The organism is Haliea sp., from assembly GCF_041395985.1.
Taxonomy (GTDB): Bacteria; Pseudomonadota; Gammaproteobacteria; order Pseudomonadales; family Halieaceae; genus Haliea.
The window spans coordinates 108,316-124,788 of sequence record NZ_JAWKZJ010000005.1 but is presented as its reverse complement, the minus strand read 5'-3'; the positions used below and the strand labels follow the sequence as shown (position 1 = coordinate 124,788).

The window sequence follows — 16,473 nt, the reverse complement described above, 5'->3', positions numbered from 1 at the left end:
TGCCGCTTCAATCAATGACTTTGGGTACCAGGTAGAGGCCATTCTCCACGGCGGGAGCTATGGCCTGGAAGGCTTCACGCCTGTTTTCCTCGGTGACCGCATCGCTGCGCAGGCGCTGGACCGCGTCCAGCGGATTGGCCATGGGCTCCACCGCCGCGGTATCCACCGACTGCAGCTGGTCCACCAGCCCGAGAATGGTGGCGATGCGATCGGTGACCTCGGCCACTGCCTCGGGGGCTATGCGCAAGCGGGCCAGCTCGGCCAGCTTTTCAATGTCGTCCTGGTGTACTGTCATTCGATTTACTACCATCAGCGAGCCTGCCGCCTTCTCGGCGGGGGCGTAAAGTTATCACATTTGCGCCTTGCCCAAAATCCCCGCCATTGATACAGTTATTGGCCAGGTTACACACCGCAGAATAATGAACGAGGCGGTCTCTCAACTGCAGGCCTCTCGGGCCCTGAGGCCCGCCGCGAAGGGGTGTCGCTGAGCTCCGGTAGGGAGTTCCCCGATCTATTCACAAGGTAGTCAAAATTCATGTTGAAGAAGCTGCGCGGCGTGTTCTCAAACGATCTCTCTATCGATTTGGGTACAGCGAACACGCTCATTTATGTGCGCGACAAGGGCATCGTTCTCAATGAGCCCTCGGTAGTGGCGATCCGTTTTCACAACGGCCAGAAAACCATCGAAGCAGTGGGCACCGAAGCCAAACGCATGCTCGGGCGCACGCCGGGCAACATCACCGCTATCCGCCCACTGAAGGACGGCGTCATTGCGGATTTCCAGGTGACCGAGAAAATGCTGCAGCATTTCATAGCCCGTGTGCACGAAAGCCGCTTCATCCGGCCCAGCCCACGTGTGCTGGTCTGCGTGCCCTGTATGTCGACGCAGGTCGAGCGGCGCGCGATTCGCGAGTCCGCACTGAGCGCCGGTGCGCGTGAGGTGCGCCTGATCGAGGAACCCATGGCGGCGGCCATCGGTGCCGGCCTGAATGTCGAGGAAGCCACCGGCTGCATGGTGGTGGATGTCGGCGGTGGCACGACAGAAATCGCCATTATTTCACTCAATGGCGTGGTTTACCGCGATTCGCTGCGTATCGGCGGCGACCGCTTCGACGAGGCCATTGTCTCGCATGTACGCCGGCGCTACGGCAGCCTCATTGGCGACGCCACCGCGGAGCGTATCAAGCAGGAAATCGGTTGTGCCTTCGCCGGCAGTGAGCTGCGTGAAATCGACGTGCGTGGTCGCAACCTTGCAGAGGGCGTACCGCGCAGCTTTACCCTGAACAGCGACGAGATACTCGAAGCCCTGCAGGACCCGCTGCAGGCCATTGTCCAGGGTGTGAAGTCGGCTCTCGAACAATCCCCCCCTGAACTGGCGGCCGATATCGCCGAAAGCGGTATTGTGCTCACCGGCGGTGGTGCGCTCCTGCGCGACCTGGATCGCCTGATTTCCGAAGAGACCGGCCTGCCCGTTATTGTCGCCGAAGACCCCCTGACCTGCGTAGCACGCGGCGGCGGTCGGGCCATGGAGCAGATGGATCGGCACACGATTGACCTGCTCTCCACCGAGTAGGGCGCGCGGCGGGGGCTGTTATCAAGCCGCTATTTCTCAAGGAATCCCACCTCGGCCTGCGCATATCGCTGGCCATTCTGGTGGTGGTTTGCCTGATCGCCGCTGACCTGCGCTACAACAAGCTCGATCACAGCCGCGCGGTGCTCGATACGCTGGTTGCACCGCTGATCTGGGTGGCGGACATTCCCGCACGCCTTGGCCAGTGGCAGGATACGCACATTCGCTCGCGCGCACGGCTGCTGGAAGACAACGCCCGGCTGCAGCGGGAGAATCTGCTGCTGCAGGGGCGCTCACTGCAGATGGCCTCGCTGCAGGCGGAGAACACCCGCCTGCGCGGCCTGCTGAACTCAACGGCGATGTTGCGCAGCGATGTGCTGGTGGCAGAGTTGATCGGCGTGTCTCCGGACCCGATGCGGCATCAGCTGGTGTTGAACAAGGGCAGTACTGACGGTGTGTATGTCGGGCAACCCCTGATCGATGCGGACGGCCTCATGGGCCAGGTGGTTGAGGTGGGTGAAGTCACCTCCCGGGTGCTGCTGGTGACCGACCTGACGCACTCAGTACCGGTGCAGGTCAACCGCAACGGGGTGCGGGCGATCGCCGAGGGCACCGGCTCGCTTGACGCGTTGGAGGTGCAGCATATCTCCGCGACCACGGACATTCGCGAGGGCGACCTGCTGGTGAGCTCCGGCCTCGGCGGGCGCTTCCCTGTCGGATATCCCATTGCCCAGGTGGTACTCGTGCAGAGAGATCCCGGGCAACCCTTTGCGCGGGTTCTGGCACGACCGACCGCTGCGCTGAACCGCAGTCGGCACGTCCTGCTGGTATTTGTCAAAGCGGCAGAGGACGCGGCGCCTGCGCAGGCCATGCCGTGACCACTGGCAGTGGGGTGGTGTTTACCGTCGTAGCAACGAGTTTCCTGCTCGCCGCGCTGCTGGCAATCGTACCGTTGCCGGAATGGTTGCAGTGGGGGCGCCCGGAATGGGTCGCCCTGACGTTGCTCTACTGGTGTATTGCGCTGCCACACCGAATTGGCATCTTTACTGCCCTCGTGCTGGGCGTGCTGGTCGATGCCCTGGAAGGCGCGGTGCTGGGCCAGAATGCCTTTTCCCTGGCCGTGGTGGCGCTCTGTGCCCAGCTGGTTTACCAGCGCCTGCGGGTGTTCAGCCTTTGGCAGCAGTGTGGTGTCGTGTTTGTGTTGATTGGCCTGCATCAGCTCATCGGCCAGTGGGTGCAGAACCTTGAGGGGGCTGCCGCGCGCAGCCTGTGGTTTTTGCTGCCGGCGCTCTCCAGCGCATTGCTCTGGCCCGTGGTCCTGCAGGTGTTGCGCAGCGTTCGACGCTACTACCGGATTACCTGACCATGTCTCTACTCATCCTTGCCTCTGCCTCTCCGCGCCGTCAGGAGCTCCTTGCGCAGCTCGGCGTGCATTTTGCGGTGGATCCGGCAGACATCGACGAGTCCGCGCAGCCGGGCGAAGCTCCGCAGGATTACGTTGTGCGCATGGCACGGGAGAAAGCCATGGCCGTGCAGGCCCGTCGCGGCTCCGCAGAGCCGGTGCTTGCCGCTGATACCACGGTGGTCATCGATGACGATATCCTCGGCAAGCCCGCCGATCATTTCTCCGGCCTGGGCATGCTCGCGCGGCTGAGCGGGCGCACGCACTCGGTGATCACTGCGGTGTGCCTGGTCCACGCCGAGGATTGCGCCGAGGTGGCCGTGGAAACCCACGTCACGTTCATCAACCTGACCCGTGAACTGTGCGAGCGTTATCTGGCAACTGATGAGCCCTGGGACAAGGCGGGCGGTTACGGCATCCAGGGGTTGGGGGGCGCCCTCGTGCAGCGCATTGAAGGCAGCTACAGTAACGTGGTGGGCCTGCCCCTGGCGGAGACCTGGGCGTTGCTGTCCGCCCACGGCGTGGCTGGCCTTCTCGGACCCGTCGATGCATGACGAGATACTGATCAGCGAGGACGCGTTCCTGCACCGAATGGCCCGCCTGCGCAATGGCGTGTTGCAGGCGCTGGCGTTGGAGCGCTGCGCCAGTCCCTCGCGGGTCGGCAGTATCTACAGCGGGTGTGTCGCGCGCATACAGCCCGGGATGGACGCGGCATTCGTAACGATTGAGCCGGGGTTGCAGGGACTGCTGTCGCTGGCGCATCCACAGTGCCCGGCGTCTCTGCGGCAGGGGCAGCGCCTGCTGGTGCAGGTGACCCGCGACAGCGTGGGTGACAAGCGTCCACAGCTCAGTGCCGTGCTGGGATTGCCCGGATCGCACCTGGTGCTGCTGGCCAGCAGGCAGGGCACAGGTCTGTCGCGCCGAATACAGGACCCGGCGTCACGTCGCCGGCTGGGCAGCCTGCTGGCCGAGCTGGCAGCGGGGATCGAGGGTGCCGGCCTGCTGGCGCGCACTGCGGCGGCGGACGCACCCGAGGCGCTGTTGCGCGAGGAGGCCCGATTGCTTGCCGTGAGGTGGCAGGCGTTGCACGCGGCGCCTGCACTGCAGGGGCCACCGCGGGTGCTGGTGCAGGAACTGCCCTTCGCCCAGCGTGTCTTGCGTGACCTGCCAGGGCCCACGCCGTGCACAATTCGTGTCGCCGACGCCGAGACTGCGGCCGCCCTGCGCAGCTGGTGCGCGGTGTATCGACCCGCCTTTGCGCCCCTGGTGGAATACGCCGGCGGCAGTGTCCCCTTGAGTATCCGTCGCGGCGTGGATACGGCCATCGAATCCTTGTTACAGCCGCGGGTTGCATTGCCGTCGGGTGGCAGCCTGATTATCGAGCAGACGTCGGCCATGACCACTGTCGATGTCAATACAGGTGCCGGCAGCGGGAGCAGCGACGCTGCGCTCACGGCCAACCTCGAGGCCGTGGCGGCAGTGCCCCGGGAGCTGCGCCTGCGCGGCATCGGTGGCCTCATCGCAGTTGATTTTGTCTCCCTGACCGATTCCGCGGCCTGGCGCCAGGTGCTGGATGCACTCCAGCCAGCGCTGGAGGAGGATGGGGCCTGCGGCCGGGTGCACCGGGTCGACCCGTTGGGTGTTGTCCTGTTCACGCGCCGCCAGGCCGGTGCGCCGCTGTCCGAGCTGGTCCGCGGCCATGACTGAAGCGCTGTCGATGTATCACCGGTTGAGCCAGCTGTTGTGGCGCCTGATCGTTGCCACCGTGGTCTCGCTGGCAGTGTATGTCAGTGCTGGGCGCTTGCTGGTCGGAATGGTGGAAGCCAACCAGCGCTGGTTGCTGGATGTGCTGAACGCCCGGGTACCTTTTGTGATTGAGCAGGGAGCCCTGTCCGCCGAGTGGCACGGCTTTGGGCCCGAGCTGGTCTTCCGTGATGTGCAGCTGCGGTTTCCCGACGGTGAGCCGCTGTCAGTGGGAGGAGGGCGTGTCGCCATAGATGTTTGGGGCAGCCTGCTGCAACGCTCCCTGCGTATCGGGCACCTGCGTCTCAGCCATTTGTTCTTGTCGGGCGAGGTCACCGCTGCCGGGGAATTTCGCCTCATGGGACTGGGTGGCAGCGGTGGTGATGCAACGGCGCGCCTGCGGGCACTGCTGCTGGACAGCCGGCACGTGACGCTGGAGCAGAACACACTGCAACTGCAGTCCCCGGACGCGCGACAAGACCTGCTCAGGCTCGACCTGGCGTTGCAACGCGAGGGCAGTCACCGACAGTTGCGCGCGATGCTGGAGGCGGAGGATGGCAGTCGCATCCGGATACTCGCCGAGGGTATTGGCGATCCCCTTGCGATGGCGGAATACAGTGGTGTGGTGTACGTAAACGCCGAGCTTGTCGATTTGGCGAGCCTCGACCGCTGGCGTCCCCTGTGGGATCGGCGACTGCCGCTGGGCGCCAGCGGTGAGGCGCGGCTGGAGGGTTGGCTGGACTGGAATGCAGGACTCGACGGTCTGCAGCTGAGGTTGTCTGGCAAGGATCTCGTGCTGCGCGGTGAGGTCGGTGGCTGGGCGCTCCCAGTGGAGCATCTCAGTCTGGAGGCGAGCCTGCAGCAGCAAGGGCAGCGCCTGAGCGTCTTTGTCTCCGATGTGCAGCTGGCCTACGCGGGTGGCCAGCTGGCTGTACCGCGGTTGCAGATGGATGTTTGGGGTGACTCTTTGCGTCTGCGCGGGCGCGATCTTCCCCTGGCGAAAACGGCAGAACTGGTGAGTACGGCGGGGGTATTACCGGCCGCCCTGACCGATGTGCTGCAGGAGCTGGAACCGAGGGGTGCGTTAAGGGAGCTGCAATTCACCATGGATGATATGACCGCGGAAGCGCGCGCATGGGATCTGTCGCTAGCCTTCACCGACGTTGCCCTGGCGTCCTGGCACGGCGCACCGGGCGTAACCGGGGCCAGTGGGTATCTTCAGCTCACACCTTCCAGCGGTCGTGTGATGCTGGACAGTGAAAATATTACCCTGGAATTCCCCACTGTCTACCGTCAACCGCTCGCCTACCGAGAACTCTTTGGGGACCTCGATATCAGCTGGACAGAAGCCGGCGTGCAGCTGCACAGCGGGCTGTTGACCGCCGTGGGAGAGGAGGGCATGGCACAGGCGCTTCTCGGGCTGTGGATTCCGTGGGGGCCAACCCGTAACGGCATAGAAATGGATTTGCTGGTGGGTATGCGTGACTCCGATGCCCGCTATCGCAGCCGATATCTGCCGTATATCCTCGACGAGAACCTGCTGCAGTGGCTGGACAGCAGTGTGCAACAGGCAGCGCTTGATGCCGGCGGTTTTCTCTGGCGTGGCAGTCTCCGTCCTGATGTACCGGCGGGCCGTACCGTACAGTTGTTTTTCGCGCTGCGTGATGCCGAACTGGCCTACCACCCGCGCTGGCCCGCGCTGTCCGTCCCCGAGGGTACCGTACTCATCGATGACACCCGGGTCAGCGTGTGGGCGGGTGCGGCACGGCTCTACGATGCAGCTGTCTCCGACCTGTCTGCGGAAACCTGGCGTTCGCCGGCGGGTGAAATGCGGCTGGCAATCACCGCCCATGTTGCAGGCAGCGCGGCGGACGGACTGCGGGTAATCAACCAGTCGCCACTGGATGAGAGCCTGCAGGGCGCGCTGCAGCAGTGGTCCGCGGAGGGTGGCTTGATGCTTGACCTGACTCTGGATCTTCCCCTGGGGGAGGCGCAATCGCCCGCGCAGGTCGCGCTTGATGTCGCTCTTGCCGACGCGTCGCTGGCCATACGCCCCGGCGAATTGCAGATCGATGCACTGAATGGAGCGCTGCGCTATACCAGCGTGGGTGGGTTCGCCACGGAAGGTATGACGGCACGCCTGTGGGGCAGACCTCTGGCGGTGTCCCTGTCACAACCCGCGCCACATGGAGGCGGGGTAACCCTTGCCGTTGCTGGAGACGTCGAGGTGGCATCGCTGCGGGACTGGCTGGGTGACGCAGTACCGGCGCTGGCGACCGGCGAGGCACCGGTCACAGCGACGCTGGCCATCGTGCCCGGGACCGCGCCGCAGTTGCAGTTGCGCTCGAACCTGCAGGGCGTGACCCTGGCGCTGCCCCAGACCTGGGGCAAGGCAGCGCATGAATCACTCGCCTTCACTGTTGACAGCGCACTGGGAAAAGGGCCGTTAACCCTTGATCTGCGCGCTGGCGACCGTGTCGCAGCGCGTCTTGCCCTCGCCGACGGTCAGCTGGGCGCTGCATCACTGGCGCTGCAGGACCAGCCTTTACCGCTGGTGCAGGGACAGGTGCGCGTGTCCGGGCACGCGGCGTTAGTGGATGTTGATGCCTGGCAGTCTGCCCTTGAGCCGATGTTGCGTGCGCGGCGGGCAGCTGTGGACCCGGCAGCCGGCCCGCAGCTGGTGGTCGAGGAGCTTCTCGTGGATAGCTTGCTGCTGCGTGGACAGGATTGGCAGGATGTGCTGATCAACCTGCAGCAGATGGCGCAGGGCTGGCGGGGTGTTGTCGAGACCCCCTGGATGCGTGCCGCAGGACGAGCGGACGTCAGTCTGTCCAAGCTGGTGCTGAATATCGACGCGCTGGACCTTGCCGGCCTGTCCACGGGCGGAGGCGAGTCCCCCGATCCCGGTGTTGTGAACGACTGGCCGGATATCGATGTCGCTATTGGGCAAGTCCTGCGCGGGGGCAGGCCGTTGGGCCAGCTTTCGTTTGTGCTGCGTCCCGACGATCGCACGCTCGATGTGCAACAGCTGCAGGGCGAGCTCGCGGGTCTGCAAATCGCCTCTGACCCGCAAGCCAGATTGACCTGGTCCGACGAGGGAAGCCGTTTGAGAATGGATCTGGTGGCGGCTGACCTCGCCGATACCCTGGCAGCACTGGGCTATGAAGCCATCCTTGAAACAGAGCAGGGCCGCTTTGAAGTGGACATGCAATGGCCGGGCGCACCGCAGCGATTCGCCCTGGCCAATGCCAGTGGCAGGTTGTCGCTGGCGCTGGATGAGGGTCGCTTCCTCAATGCCTCGGCGGGCGCCTCTGGCGCGCTGCGTGTGGTGAGCATTCTCAATCTGGCGGACATTGTGCAGCGCCTGAGCCTGACCCAGTGGTTTGAGTCAGGTATTCCCTTTGACAGTATGGAGGGGGAGTTGCAACTGCAGGATGGAATGATTCGCGTGCCGGAGCTGGCGGTATCCGGAGCGGGCTCCAGCTTCCGCTTCAGTGGCAGCTCGGAGATTGCCTCCCGTACGCTGGATGGGGAGCTGGTTGCCACGCTGCCGGTGGCGAGTAACCTGCCCTGGGTTGCTGCCCTCACAGCTGGCCTGCCGGTTGCTGCGGGGGTATTCGTGGTCAGCAAACTGTTTGAAAAGCAGGTGTCCCAGTTATCCAGTGCGGTCTATGACATTTCCGGCACCTGGCAGGACCCGGAGGTGCGGCTGGATCGGATATTTGACACCAGCGATGGCGCAGCGCCTGTGGAAGCTGTGCCGGCGCCGGGTGAGGCGGTTCAGGATTCGTCGTCGCCGTCTGCTGCAGCATCCAGCGCATCGCCATCGCCGGCAGCCGACGCCAGCTCGCGCAAATAGCGAAACAGCTTGCGTGCAGCCGCCGGTGCCTGGCCGCGTTTCTGTTCACGCTGGGCTTGCAGCAGCAAATTGCGCAGGTGTTGACGGTCGGTATCGGGCCAGCGCTCGACGACGTCGCCGATAACATCCGGGCCTTCGCTGAGTAGCCGGTCCCGCAGAGCCTCCAGCCCCTGGAAATGGGCTGCGGCCCGATGCTGCTCCTGATGCATGGCGCTCAGCGCGGCAGCAATCGGCTCGGCATCGATGTCGCGCATGAGTTTGCCGATGAACTGCAGGTGACGGCGCCGGGCGCTGTTGGATGTAATGCGTTGGGCCTCGGCGATGGCTTCCAGCAGGCGAGTGTCCTCAATCGGTACCTTCTGCAACTGCTTGTCGCTGAGCGCGGTGAGTGCTTCGCCCAGATTCTGCAGCGCGGTCATGCGCCGCTTCAGCTCACTTTTACTGGGCGGCTCGAAATCGTCATGCTCATCGGTAGGGGTGTAATCAGGCATAAAACCAGGTCGCCAGGCCGAGGAATGAGAAGAATCCGACCACGTCAGTGACCGTAGTCAGCACTACGCCACCCGCCAGGGCCGGATCGATTTTAAGTCGCTTCAGCAGCAGGGGCAGGGCCGCGCCGGTAAACGCGGCCGTGACCAGGTTGATGATGATGGCCAGGGCGATGATCAGGCCCAGGGTCCAGTCCTGAAACCAGGCGGACGCGGCTACTGCCACCACGGCTGCCCACAACAGGCCATTGAGGATACCCGCCCCCACCTCACGGTGGATCAGCCAGGATTCGTTGTTCTTGCTGACCTGTCCCAGGGCGATACCGCGTACCATCACCGTCAGCGTCTGGGTCCCGGCGATGCCCCCCATTGAGGCCACAATCGGCATCAGCACCGCCAGCGCCACTACTTTTTCGATGGTATCCTGAAAAATGTTGATGACCGAGGCGGCAATGAATGCTGTGACCAGGTTGATTCCCAGCCAGATGGCACGCCTGCTGGCTGTGTTGAGTACTGGCGCGAAGGTGTCGGTATCTTCAGCCAGGCCGGCCATCGACGTCAGCGAGTGATCGGCGTCTTCCCGGATCACGTCGACCACGTCGTCAATGGTGATACGGCCAAGCAGGCGTCCGTCGTCATCCACTACCGGGGCCGAGACCCAGTCATTGCGCTCGAACAGACGCGCCACTTCATCGTCCGGCATGGAGGCAGGAATCGGTGGAACATCAGTGAGCATCATTTCCCGCACGGTGGCCGAGGGGTCGGACACCAACAGCGTGTTCAGCGGCAACAGGCCGATAAACTGATCATTGCGATTGACGACAATCAGATTGTCGGTCATGGCAGGTATCTCGGTGTGTCGGCGCAGATAGCGCAGCACCACATCCAGCGTCAATGGCGGGCGGATGGTGATGGTGTCGGTACTCATCAGGCCGCCGGCAGTGTCGTCCGGATAGTTCATGACCTGTTCCAGACGGGCACGGTCCCGGTGGTCCATCGAGTCGAGAACTTCCCGCGTTATGCGGTCCGGGAGCTGCTGCAGGATGTCGGCGAGATCGTCGTCCTGCAGGTGTTCGGTAATCTGGGCGACTTCCGCGGCATCCATGTCGCTGAGGAAGTGTACGCGGAGCTCGTCGCCAAGCTCGTTGATGACGTCCCCCTCGTTCTCCAGTTCCACCATCTGCCACAGGATATGGCGGAATTTGGGCGGCGAGGATTCCAGCAGGTGGGCGACATCGGCAGCAGGCAGACCGTTGAGCATGCGTTTGACATCGGCAAACGTGCCACTCCCCAGCGCGTGGGACAGGCGTTCGAGTCTTGCCTGTGATGATGAGGGCTGCGCCATGGCTTACGGGTCCGCGGAAAAGGGGCTGGTGGCAATGCAGCGCAGATTATCCGGCAAAGCGCCGGGCGTAACAATGTGGCGGGGAGTCAGTGTGACCTATTCACCTTCATCAAAGCGGTTCTCAACCAGCGTGCGCAACGCCTCGAGTGCGGCTTCCTCATCGTGGCCATCGACCTCGATGTCGAGCACCGTGCCTTGCCCCGCCGCCAGCATCATGATGGACATGATGCTCTTGCCGTCGACCATCTCGCCGTTGCGGCCGGCCCGCACAGTGCTGCTGTAGCCCGCGGTACAGCTGACGAACTTGGCGGCGGCACGTGCATGCAGCCCGAGTTTGTTGATGATGGTCAGTTGCGCTTGAATCACGGTTACTGCAGTTCCCGGTGGCGAATATGAACCTGCGGGTACTGCTCTTTGTAGTGCCGGTAGAGCCTGGCCGCAAGATATACTGACCGATGTTGGCCACCGGTACAACCGATCGCCACGGTCATGTAGCTGCGGTTGCTGTCCCGGTACTGCGGCAGCCAGCGATCCAGATATTCGCAAATGCTGTCGAACAACTCGCCGGTCATCGGCTGTGCTTCGAGAAAGTCCCGCACTTCCGTGTCAAGCCCATTCTGCAGGCGCAGTTCTTTCACCCAGTGGGGGTTGGGCAGCATGCGCACATCGAACACCAGATCAGCATCCGTCGGCACGCCGCGTTTGAAGCCAAAGGACTGTATCAGTACCGACATGCTGCCCGAACTTTCGCCGATCAGCCGCTGCCGCACGGCATCCCGCAGTTCGTAGATGGTCAGCTGGCTGGTGTCCAGCACCAGCGCAGCGGCACTGGCGATGGGTTCAAGCAGCTCGCGTTCGCGCTCGATGGCTTCCGCCAGCGGCATCTGCTCGCCACTCAAGGGGTGTTTGCGCCGGGTTTCGCTGAACCGCTTGATCAGCACGCTGTCCTGCGCGTCCAGAAACAGGATTTCGCTGCGCACACTGTCCGGCAGTGCGTCGACGATGGCGTTAAAGTCTTCGAGATTGCGCCAGGCGTTGCGTGCATCAATGCACACCGCAGCACCGCGGAAATGCTCAAAGCCCGGGCGGCTGGCCTCATCGACCAAGGCAGGCAGCAGGGCCGCGGGGAGGTTGTCAATGCAGTAAAACCCCTCGTCTTCCAACTGGTGCAGGGCGGTACTTTTGCCGGACCCCGAGCGGCCTGAGATGATTACCAGGTGCATGGCGCGGGTCAGGCCTGCCACTCGGTCGCGCGCTGGAACAGCGTGGCACTGTCGGGGGCATCACGCAGTGCGTCGCAGAAGCTGGACTGACTGAACAGGCGGGCGATGCGTGCCAGGATGTCCAGGTGGGCCTGGTGGGCCTCTTCGGGCACCAGCAGCACAAACAGGATATCCACCGGCAAATCGTCCGGTGCGTCAAAGTCAATGGGCTCCTCCAGCGTGACCAGGCAACCGATGGGCTGGCTGCAATTGGCGATACGGCAATGCGGAATGGCAATGCCGGCGCCAAGACCGGTACTGCCCAGGCGTTCGCGCGCGATGAGCTGGGCGAAGATATCCGCCTCCGCGAGCTCCGGGCTGTTCTCGCTGACGACGCTGGCCAGCGTTTCAAAGAGCCTTTTTTTACTGCTGCCGGGGGCACGGCAGACCGTGCGCCCCGGCGTCAGCAGTTCAGAAAGAACGTGCATGAAAGTTCCTAACGGGCTCGCGCCTTTTCTTTGTGTTTGATGAGCTGGCGGTCGAGCTTGTCCGCCAGTGCGTCAATCGCTGCATACATGTCCTCTGACTCCGCTGCGGCAAAGATATCCGCGCCTGAAATGTGCACGTTGGCCTCGGCCTTCTGCACCATTTTTTCCACAATCAGGGTGACTTCGGTATTGGTTATCTGGTCAAAATGTCGCTGCAGGCGCTCGAACTTACTCTCCACATATTCACGCAGCGCATGAGTAACCTCTACGTGGTGTCCGCTGACGTTCAATTGCATACCTGACTCCTTCTTCTCATGAAAGCCGGGCTGGTCGCCCGGAACCGGTGTGCCGCTTTCTGCCAGCGGCAACCTGACAAAGTACTGCCGGGCAGTACACTGATAGTCTAGACCAATCTCTTGCGCTCATTGGAGGGCGGGATCATCAGCATCTCGCGATATTTGGCCACGGTACGGCGGGCCACCTGCAAACCCTGCTCCTCCAATACGGCCGCAATCTTGCTGTCGCTGAGCGGTTTGCGCGGGTTTTCCGCTGCCACCAGCTTGCGAATCAGCGCCTTGATGGCGGTGGAAGAGGCCTCGCCACCCTCAGTCGTGCCCACATGGCTGGAAAAGAAATATTTCAGTTCGAAGATACCCCTCGGCGTGTGCATGTACTTGCGTGTCGTGGCGCGGGATATGGTCGATTCGTGCATCTCGATGGCTTCCGCAATGTCATGCAGCACCAACGGCTTCATGGCTTCTTCGCCATACTCAAGGAAATTGCGCTGGTGTTCCACGATCTTGCTCGCCACTTTCATCAGCGTTTCGTTGCGGCTGTGCAGGCTCTTCAGGAACCAGCGCGCTTCCTGGAGGTTGTCCTTCAGGAAGGTGTTGTCGGCGCTGCTGTCGGCGCGACGTATCAGGCTGGCGTAGCTGTCATTGATGCGCAGCTTGGGGGCGATGTCAGGGTTGAGCTCGACCACCCAGCGGCCGTTGCGCTTGCTCACGAAGACATCGGGAACCACGTACTCCGTGGTGTCTTCGCCGACGCTTTGCCCCGGGTTTGGGTCGAGGGTGCGGATCAGGTCTAGCACTTCTTTCAGCTGTGCTTCGCTGAGGCGCATACGGCGCATGATCTGCTTGTAGTCTCCGCTGCCCAGTTGTGCCATGTGCCGGCTGATCATCAGCCGCGCCTGTTCCACGCAGGGTGTCCCCGGGGGAAGCTGTTGCAGTTGCACAAGCAGGCATTCCTGCAGGTCGCGTGTACAGACCCCGGCCGGTTCAAACTGCTGCAGGCAGTGCAGCACTGCCACGACCTCGTCGAGGTCGATGTCCAGATCCGGCGTCAGGGACTCGTGGATATCCTCGACGCTGCTCTGCAGGCGACCGTTGGCGTCGGTCGCATCGATAATGGCCATGGCGATGATGCGATCGGTGTCTGACAGGCGAGTCAGGTTCAGTTGCCAGAGCAGCTGGTCCTGCAGACTGTCGCGGGCATTGTTGCGCGCGTCAAAATCGCCGTCAAACGCGTCCTCCCCCTGACTCGCGGGAGCCGACGAGGAGGGCAGCAGGTCATCCCACTGGGTGTCGACAGGGAGTTCATCGGGGAGGGTGTCGGTTTGCCATTCGTCAGCGCTAGCGGCGACGTCGCGCTCGGCCTGTTCCGGAGTGGCTTCTCCGGTGGACTGGCTGTTCTCGGTCGCCAGCGCGCGGGCTTCAGCCTCGGCGTCGTAGTCGTCCTCGGCAAGTTCCAGCAGTGGGTTACTGTCCAGCGCCTGCTGGATCTCCTGCTGCAAATCCAGGGTGCTCAGCTGCAGCAGCTTGATGGCCTGTTGCAGCTGCGGCGTCATTGTCAGCTGTTGGCCAAGCTTGAGTTGAAGCGACTGTTTCATCAACGTACTGGATTCATCCCGGGTACCGCCGCGGGTTGGCTGTGATGCCAGTGTAGCGCTGGCGCAGGTAGCCGCGCAACAGAATGGCGCGAAATTTGCTTGCGGGATTGTGGAGGCCCGGGGCAGGGGTGAGGCCCTGCGTCAAAGCCTGAAGTGCTCGCCCAGATAGACCTTGCGCACGCGGGGGTTTTCCAGCACTTCCTGGGCATTTCCCTCGGCGATGATATGCCCCTCGCCGACGATGTAGGCACGCTCGCAGATGTCGAGGGTTTCGCGGACGTTGTGGTCTGTGATCAACACGCCTATGCCGCGCTTGCGCAGATGAATGATGATGTCCTTGATATCGGAAACCGAGATCGGGTCCACGCCGGCGAAGGGTTCGTCAAGCAGGATGAAGTCGGGCTCGGTCGCCAGTGCGCGGGCGATTTCCACGCGGCGCCGCTCGCCTCCGGACAGTGCCTGGCCGAGGCTGGTGCGCAGGTGAGTCAGGTGGAACTCCTCCAGCAGCCGGTCGCAGTGTGCCAGTCGCTCGGCCTTGCCCAGGTCGGGCCGCGTTTCGAGAATCGCGAGCAGGTTGTCCTGCACGCTCAGCTTGCGGAAAATGGAGGCCTCCTGGGGCAGGTAGCCAAGCCCGCGGCGCGCCCGGTCGTGCATCGCCAGTGACGTGATATCTTCGCCATTCAGTTCGATGCGCCCGGCGTCTGCCGTGATAATGCCAACCACCATGTAGAAGCAGGTGGTTTTACCTGCCCCGTTGGGGCCCAGCAGACCGACCACCTGCCCACTGGAAATCTCCAGCGAGACGTCGATGACCACCTTGCGACCCCGGTAGGCCTTGGCCAGGTTACTCGCCCTGAGTTGCGCCACGCTGCGCCTCTTGTTCGTCGCCTTCCAGCACCTCGGCGGGGATGACGACCTCGACCCGGCCGCCGTCCTCGCGCCGACCGGCGTCGGCCCTGACCCGCTGCTCCGCCATGAAATAATCGATGGTATTGCCGGTAACAATCGAGCCGTCCTGCTCAATCCGCGCTTCGCGGCTGAGTTTCACCCGCTCCTGGGATTTGAAATACTCGATGCTGAGCGCTGCCGCGTGAATAACCGCCTTGTCGGCCGCCGGCTGCTGCTGCATACGCGCCGGGCTGCCTTCCGCCACGATGCGGTCAGCGGCCTCCCGGCCATGGAAGATGGTGAGCTTGTTGGCCTGGATCTGCAGGCTGCCCTGTTGCAGACGCACGTTTCCCGTGTATTCGGTAAAGCCCTCGCGCTCATCGCGCAGGGCCTGATCAGCACTGATTCGAATTGGCTGCTCGCGGTCGCTGGGCAGCGCCTGTGTGGCGCTGGCCAGCAGCAGGCTGATCACCGCAAGCCCGATGCTGAGTGCACGTGGGCCAATGCGACTCCCCTCAGGAGCCTTCCGGAACATAGATCCCCTCCACGCCGGGCATCAGGCGTATGGTTTGGCGCTTCAGGTCTGCGAACATCCCGTCGGCGGTAAGTACATTGTTGCCCTGGGTCACCCTGACCGGGACCTTGGACCTTGCGGTGCGCTGTTTCAGGTTGAGGGTCATGGCGCTGGTTTCCAGAACACCCCCGGCCTTGTCATCAGTCAGCACCACGTCTTTGCGCAATATCAGTATGCCAGTCCGGTGCTTGAGCCGGCCGCGCGTGGCACTGGCCGACCAGGTCTGGTTGTTGCCGTCATGCGAGTAGAACCTTGGCTGCTCCAGATCTGAGACCTCATCGTCACCCCGATGTTCCACACGCACGGCCTCCATGACATGGGCGAGGTTACCGTCTTCCGCATAGGTCAGGCTGCGCGAGTCTAGCAGATAGGTCTGTACAATATCTGCCTGTTGCGCCACGGGTCTGCGCTCCAGCGGACCACCGCCCGTGATGCCCAGGTACCACGCCGCCACGCCGACCAGCACCGCCGCGAGAAGCCATGGACGCCTGCGTCGCTCCATCAGCGGAACTCTGTGAGCAGGTCGTCCCACTGCCCGCGCGCCTGCAACAGCCACTCGGCGGCCTCCCGCACGGCCCCCGCACCGCCCGGGGCGCGGCTGCACCAGTCTGCGGCGGCGCGCACCTCAGGCACCGCATCGGACACGGTCATCCCGATACCTGCCGCGCAAATTGCACCGAGATCGGGAAGGTCGTCGCCCATGTAGGCACATTCGGTGAGAGCCAGGCCCAGGTGTTTCCCGAGTTCCTGCAGTGCACTGAGCTTGTCTTCCCGGCCCTCGAACAGGTCGACGATGCCCAGCTCTGTGGCCCGTCTGGCGACCATATCCGAACGGCGGCCGGTAATGATCGCCACCCGTATGCCGCAACGCTGCAGCAGTTTGATACCCAGTCCATCCTTGATATTGAAGGACTTCAACTCGCTGCCATCGCTGGCGTAGGTCACCCGGCCGTCACTCAGGACGCCGTCGACATCAAGCGCCAGCAGCCGGATAGCCCGTGCGGGGTGGGGCTCGGTGGCCAT

Annotated in this window: 18 protein-coding genes; 6 read left to right on the top strand and 12 right to left on the bottom strand. The window is 63.3% G+C overall.

The window, feature by feature from the left end; all coding sequences use genetic code 11:
* Positions 1 to 7: 7 nt before the first annotated feature.
* On the bottom strand, positions 8 to 295 hold the full coding sequence (gatC, locus tag R3E49_RS10855; protein ID WP_371295069.1) for an Asp-tRNA(Asn)/Glu-tRNA(Gln) amidotransferase subunit GatC: 288 nt from the start codon (positions 293 to 295) through the stop codon (positions 8 to 10).
* 240 nt (positions 296 to 535) lie between these two features.
* On the opposite strand from gatC, the gene R3E49_RS10850 reads away from it, so the two are divergent.
* The 6 genes from R3E49_RS10850 to R3E49_RS10825 are packed head-to-tail and all read left to right on the top strand — an operon-like array spanning position 536 to position 8,574.
* Positions 536 to 1,573 (top strand): rod shape-determining protein, encoded by a 1,038-nt coding sequence (locus R3E49_RS10850; RefSeq protein WP_290744755.1) that lies wholly within the window; start codon positions 536 to 538, stop codon positions 1,571 to 1,573.
* Positions 1,574 to 1,593: 20 nt separating this feature from the next.
* Positions 1,594 to 2,448 carry a rod shape-determining protein MreC gene (mreC, locus tag R3E49_RS10845; protein ID WP_371295239.1) on the top strand — a complete coding sequence of 285 codons (855 nt, stop codon included), beginning with the start codon at positions 1,594 to 1,596 and terminating at the stop codon, positions 2,446 to 2,448.
* Positions 2,445 to 2,933, top strand: coding sequence for a rod shape-determining protein MreD (gene mreD / locus R3E49_RS10840; RefSeq protein ID WP_371295068.1), 489 nt, complete (start codon positions 2,445 to 2,447; stop codon positions 2,931 to 2,933). Before mreC ends, mreD begins: the two co-directional genes overlap by 4 nt.
* 2 nt (positions 2,934 to 2,935) lie before the next feature.
* Complete coding sequence (locus R3E49_RS10835; RefSeq protein WP_371295067.1) at positions 2,936 to 3,526, top strand: nucleoside triphosphate pyrophosphatase; 591 nt, start codon at positions 2,936 to 2,938, stop codon at positions 3,524 to 3,526.
* The gene (locus R3E49_RS10830) at positions 3,519 to 4,679 is read left to right on the top strand and encodes a ribonuclease E/G (protein WP_371295066.1); all 1,161 of its coding nucleotides are present in this window, start codon (positions 3,519 to 3,521) and stop codon (positions 4,677 to 4,679) included. Before R3E49_RS10835 ends, R3E49_RS10830 begins: the two co-directional genes overlap by 8 nt.
* The gene (locus R3E49_RS10825) at positions 4,672 to 8,574 is read left to right on the top strand and encodes a YhdP family protein (RefSeq protein ID WP_371295065.1); all 3,903 of its coding nucleotides are present in this window, start codon (positions 4,672 to 4,674) and stop codon (positions 8,572 to 8,574) included. The genes R3E49_RS10830 and R3E49_RS10825 overlap by 8 nt, the downstream gene beginning before the upstream one ends.
* On the opposite strand, the gene yjgA is transcribed toward R3E49_RS10825, so the two are convergent.
* The 11 genes from yjgA to R3E49_RS10770 form a co-directional block, all read right to left on the bottom strand.
* The gene (gene yjgA / locus R3E49_RS10820) at positions 8,496 to 9,065 is read right to left on the bottom strand and encodes a ribosome biogenesis factor YjgA (protein WP_371295064.1); all 570 of its coding nucleotides are present in this window, start codon (positions 9,063 to 9,065) and stop codon (positions 8,496 to 8,498) included. The genes R3E49_RS10825 and yjgA overlap by 79 nt on opposite strands.
* A complete protein-coding gene (gene mgtE, locus R3E49_RS10815; RefSeq protein WP_371295063.1) occupies positions 9,058 to 10,407 on the bottom strand; it encodes a magnesium transporter in 1,350 nt (449 codons plus the stop codon). Before mgtE ends, yjgA begins: the two co-directional genes overlap by 8 nt.
* Positions 10,408 to 10,503: 96 nt before the next feature.
* Positions 10,504 to 10,773, bottom strand: coding sequence for an HPr family phosphocarrier protein (locus tag R3E49_RS10810; RefSeq protein WP_371295062.1), 270 nt, complete (start codon positions 10,771 to 10,773; stop codon positions 10,504 to 10,506).
* A gap of 2 nt (positions 10,774 to 10,775) precedes the next feature.
* The gene (gene rapZ, locus R3E49_RS10805; RefSeq protein ID WP_371295061.1) at positions 10,776 to 11,630 is read right to left on the bottom strand and encodes an RNase adapter RapZ; all 855 of its coding nucleotides are present in this window, start codon (positions 11,628 to 11,630) and stop codon (positions 10,776 to 10,778) included.
* 8 nt (positions 11,631 to 11,638) lie between these two features.
* A complete protein-coding gene (ptsN, locus tag R3E49_RS10800) occupies positions 11,639 to 12,097 on the bottom strand; it encodes a PTS IIA-like nitrogen regulatory protein PtsN (protein WP_371295060.1) in 459 nt (152 codons plus the stop codon).
* An 8-nt stretch (positions 12,098 to 12,105) separates the two neighbouring features.
* Complete coding sequence (hpf, locus tag R3E49_RS10795; RefSeq protein WP_290744738.1) at positions 12,106 to 12,393, bottom strand: ribosome hibernation-promoting factor, HPF/YfiA family; 288 nt, start codon at positions 12,391 to 12,393, stop codon at positions 12,106 to 12,108.
* Positions 12,394 to 12,500: 107 nt separating this feature from the next.
* Positions 12,501 to 13,988 (bottom strand): RNA polymerase factor sigma-54, encoded by a 1,488-nt coding sequence (locus tag R3E49_RS10790; protein WP_371295059.1) that lies wholly within the window; start codon positions 13,986 to 13,988, stop codon positions 12,501 to 12,503.
* A 141-nt stretch (positions 13,989 to 14,129) separates the two neighbouring features.
* Positions 14,130 to 14,855, bottom strand: a complete 726-nt coding sequence (gene lptB, locus R3E49_RS10785; RefSeq protein ID WP_290744734.1) for an LPS export ABC transporter ATP-binding protein — start codon at positions 14,853 to 14,855, stop codon at positions 14,130 to 14,132.
* Positions 14,833 to 15,411 carry a lipopolysaccharide transport periplasmic protein LptA gene (lptA, locus tag R3E49_RS10780; RefSeq protein ID WP_290744732.1) on the bottom strand — a complete coding sequence of 193 codons (579 nt, stop codon included), beginning with the start codon at positions 15,409 to 15,411 and terminating at the stop codon, positions 14,833 to 14,835. Before lptA ends, lptB begins: the two co-directional genes overlap by 23 nt.
* The gene (gene lptC / locus R3E49_RS10775) at positions 15,392 to 15,952 is read right to left on the bottom strand and encodes an LPS export ABC transporter periplasmic protein LptC (protein WP_371295058.1); all 561 of its coding nucleotides are present in this window, start codon (positions 15,950 to 15,952) and stop codon (positions 15,392 to 15,394) included. Before lptC ends, lptA begins: the two co-directional genes overlap by 20 nt.
* Positions 15,952 to 16,473: a KdsC family phosphatase gene (locus tag R3E49_RS10770; protein ID WP_371295057.1), complete on the bottom strand. Its 522-nt coding sequence runs from the start codon at positions 16,471 to 16,473 to the stop codon at positions 15,952 to 15,954. The genes lptC and R3E49_RS10770 overlap by 1 nt, the downstream gene beginning before the upstream one ends.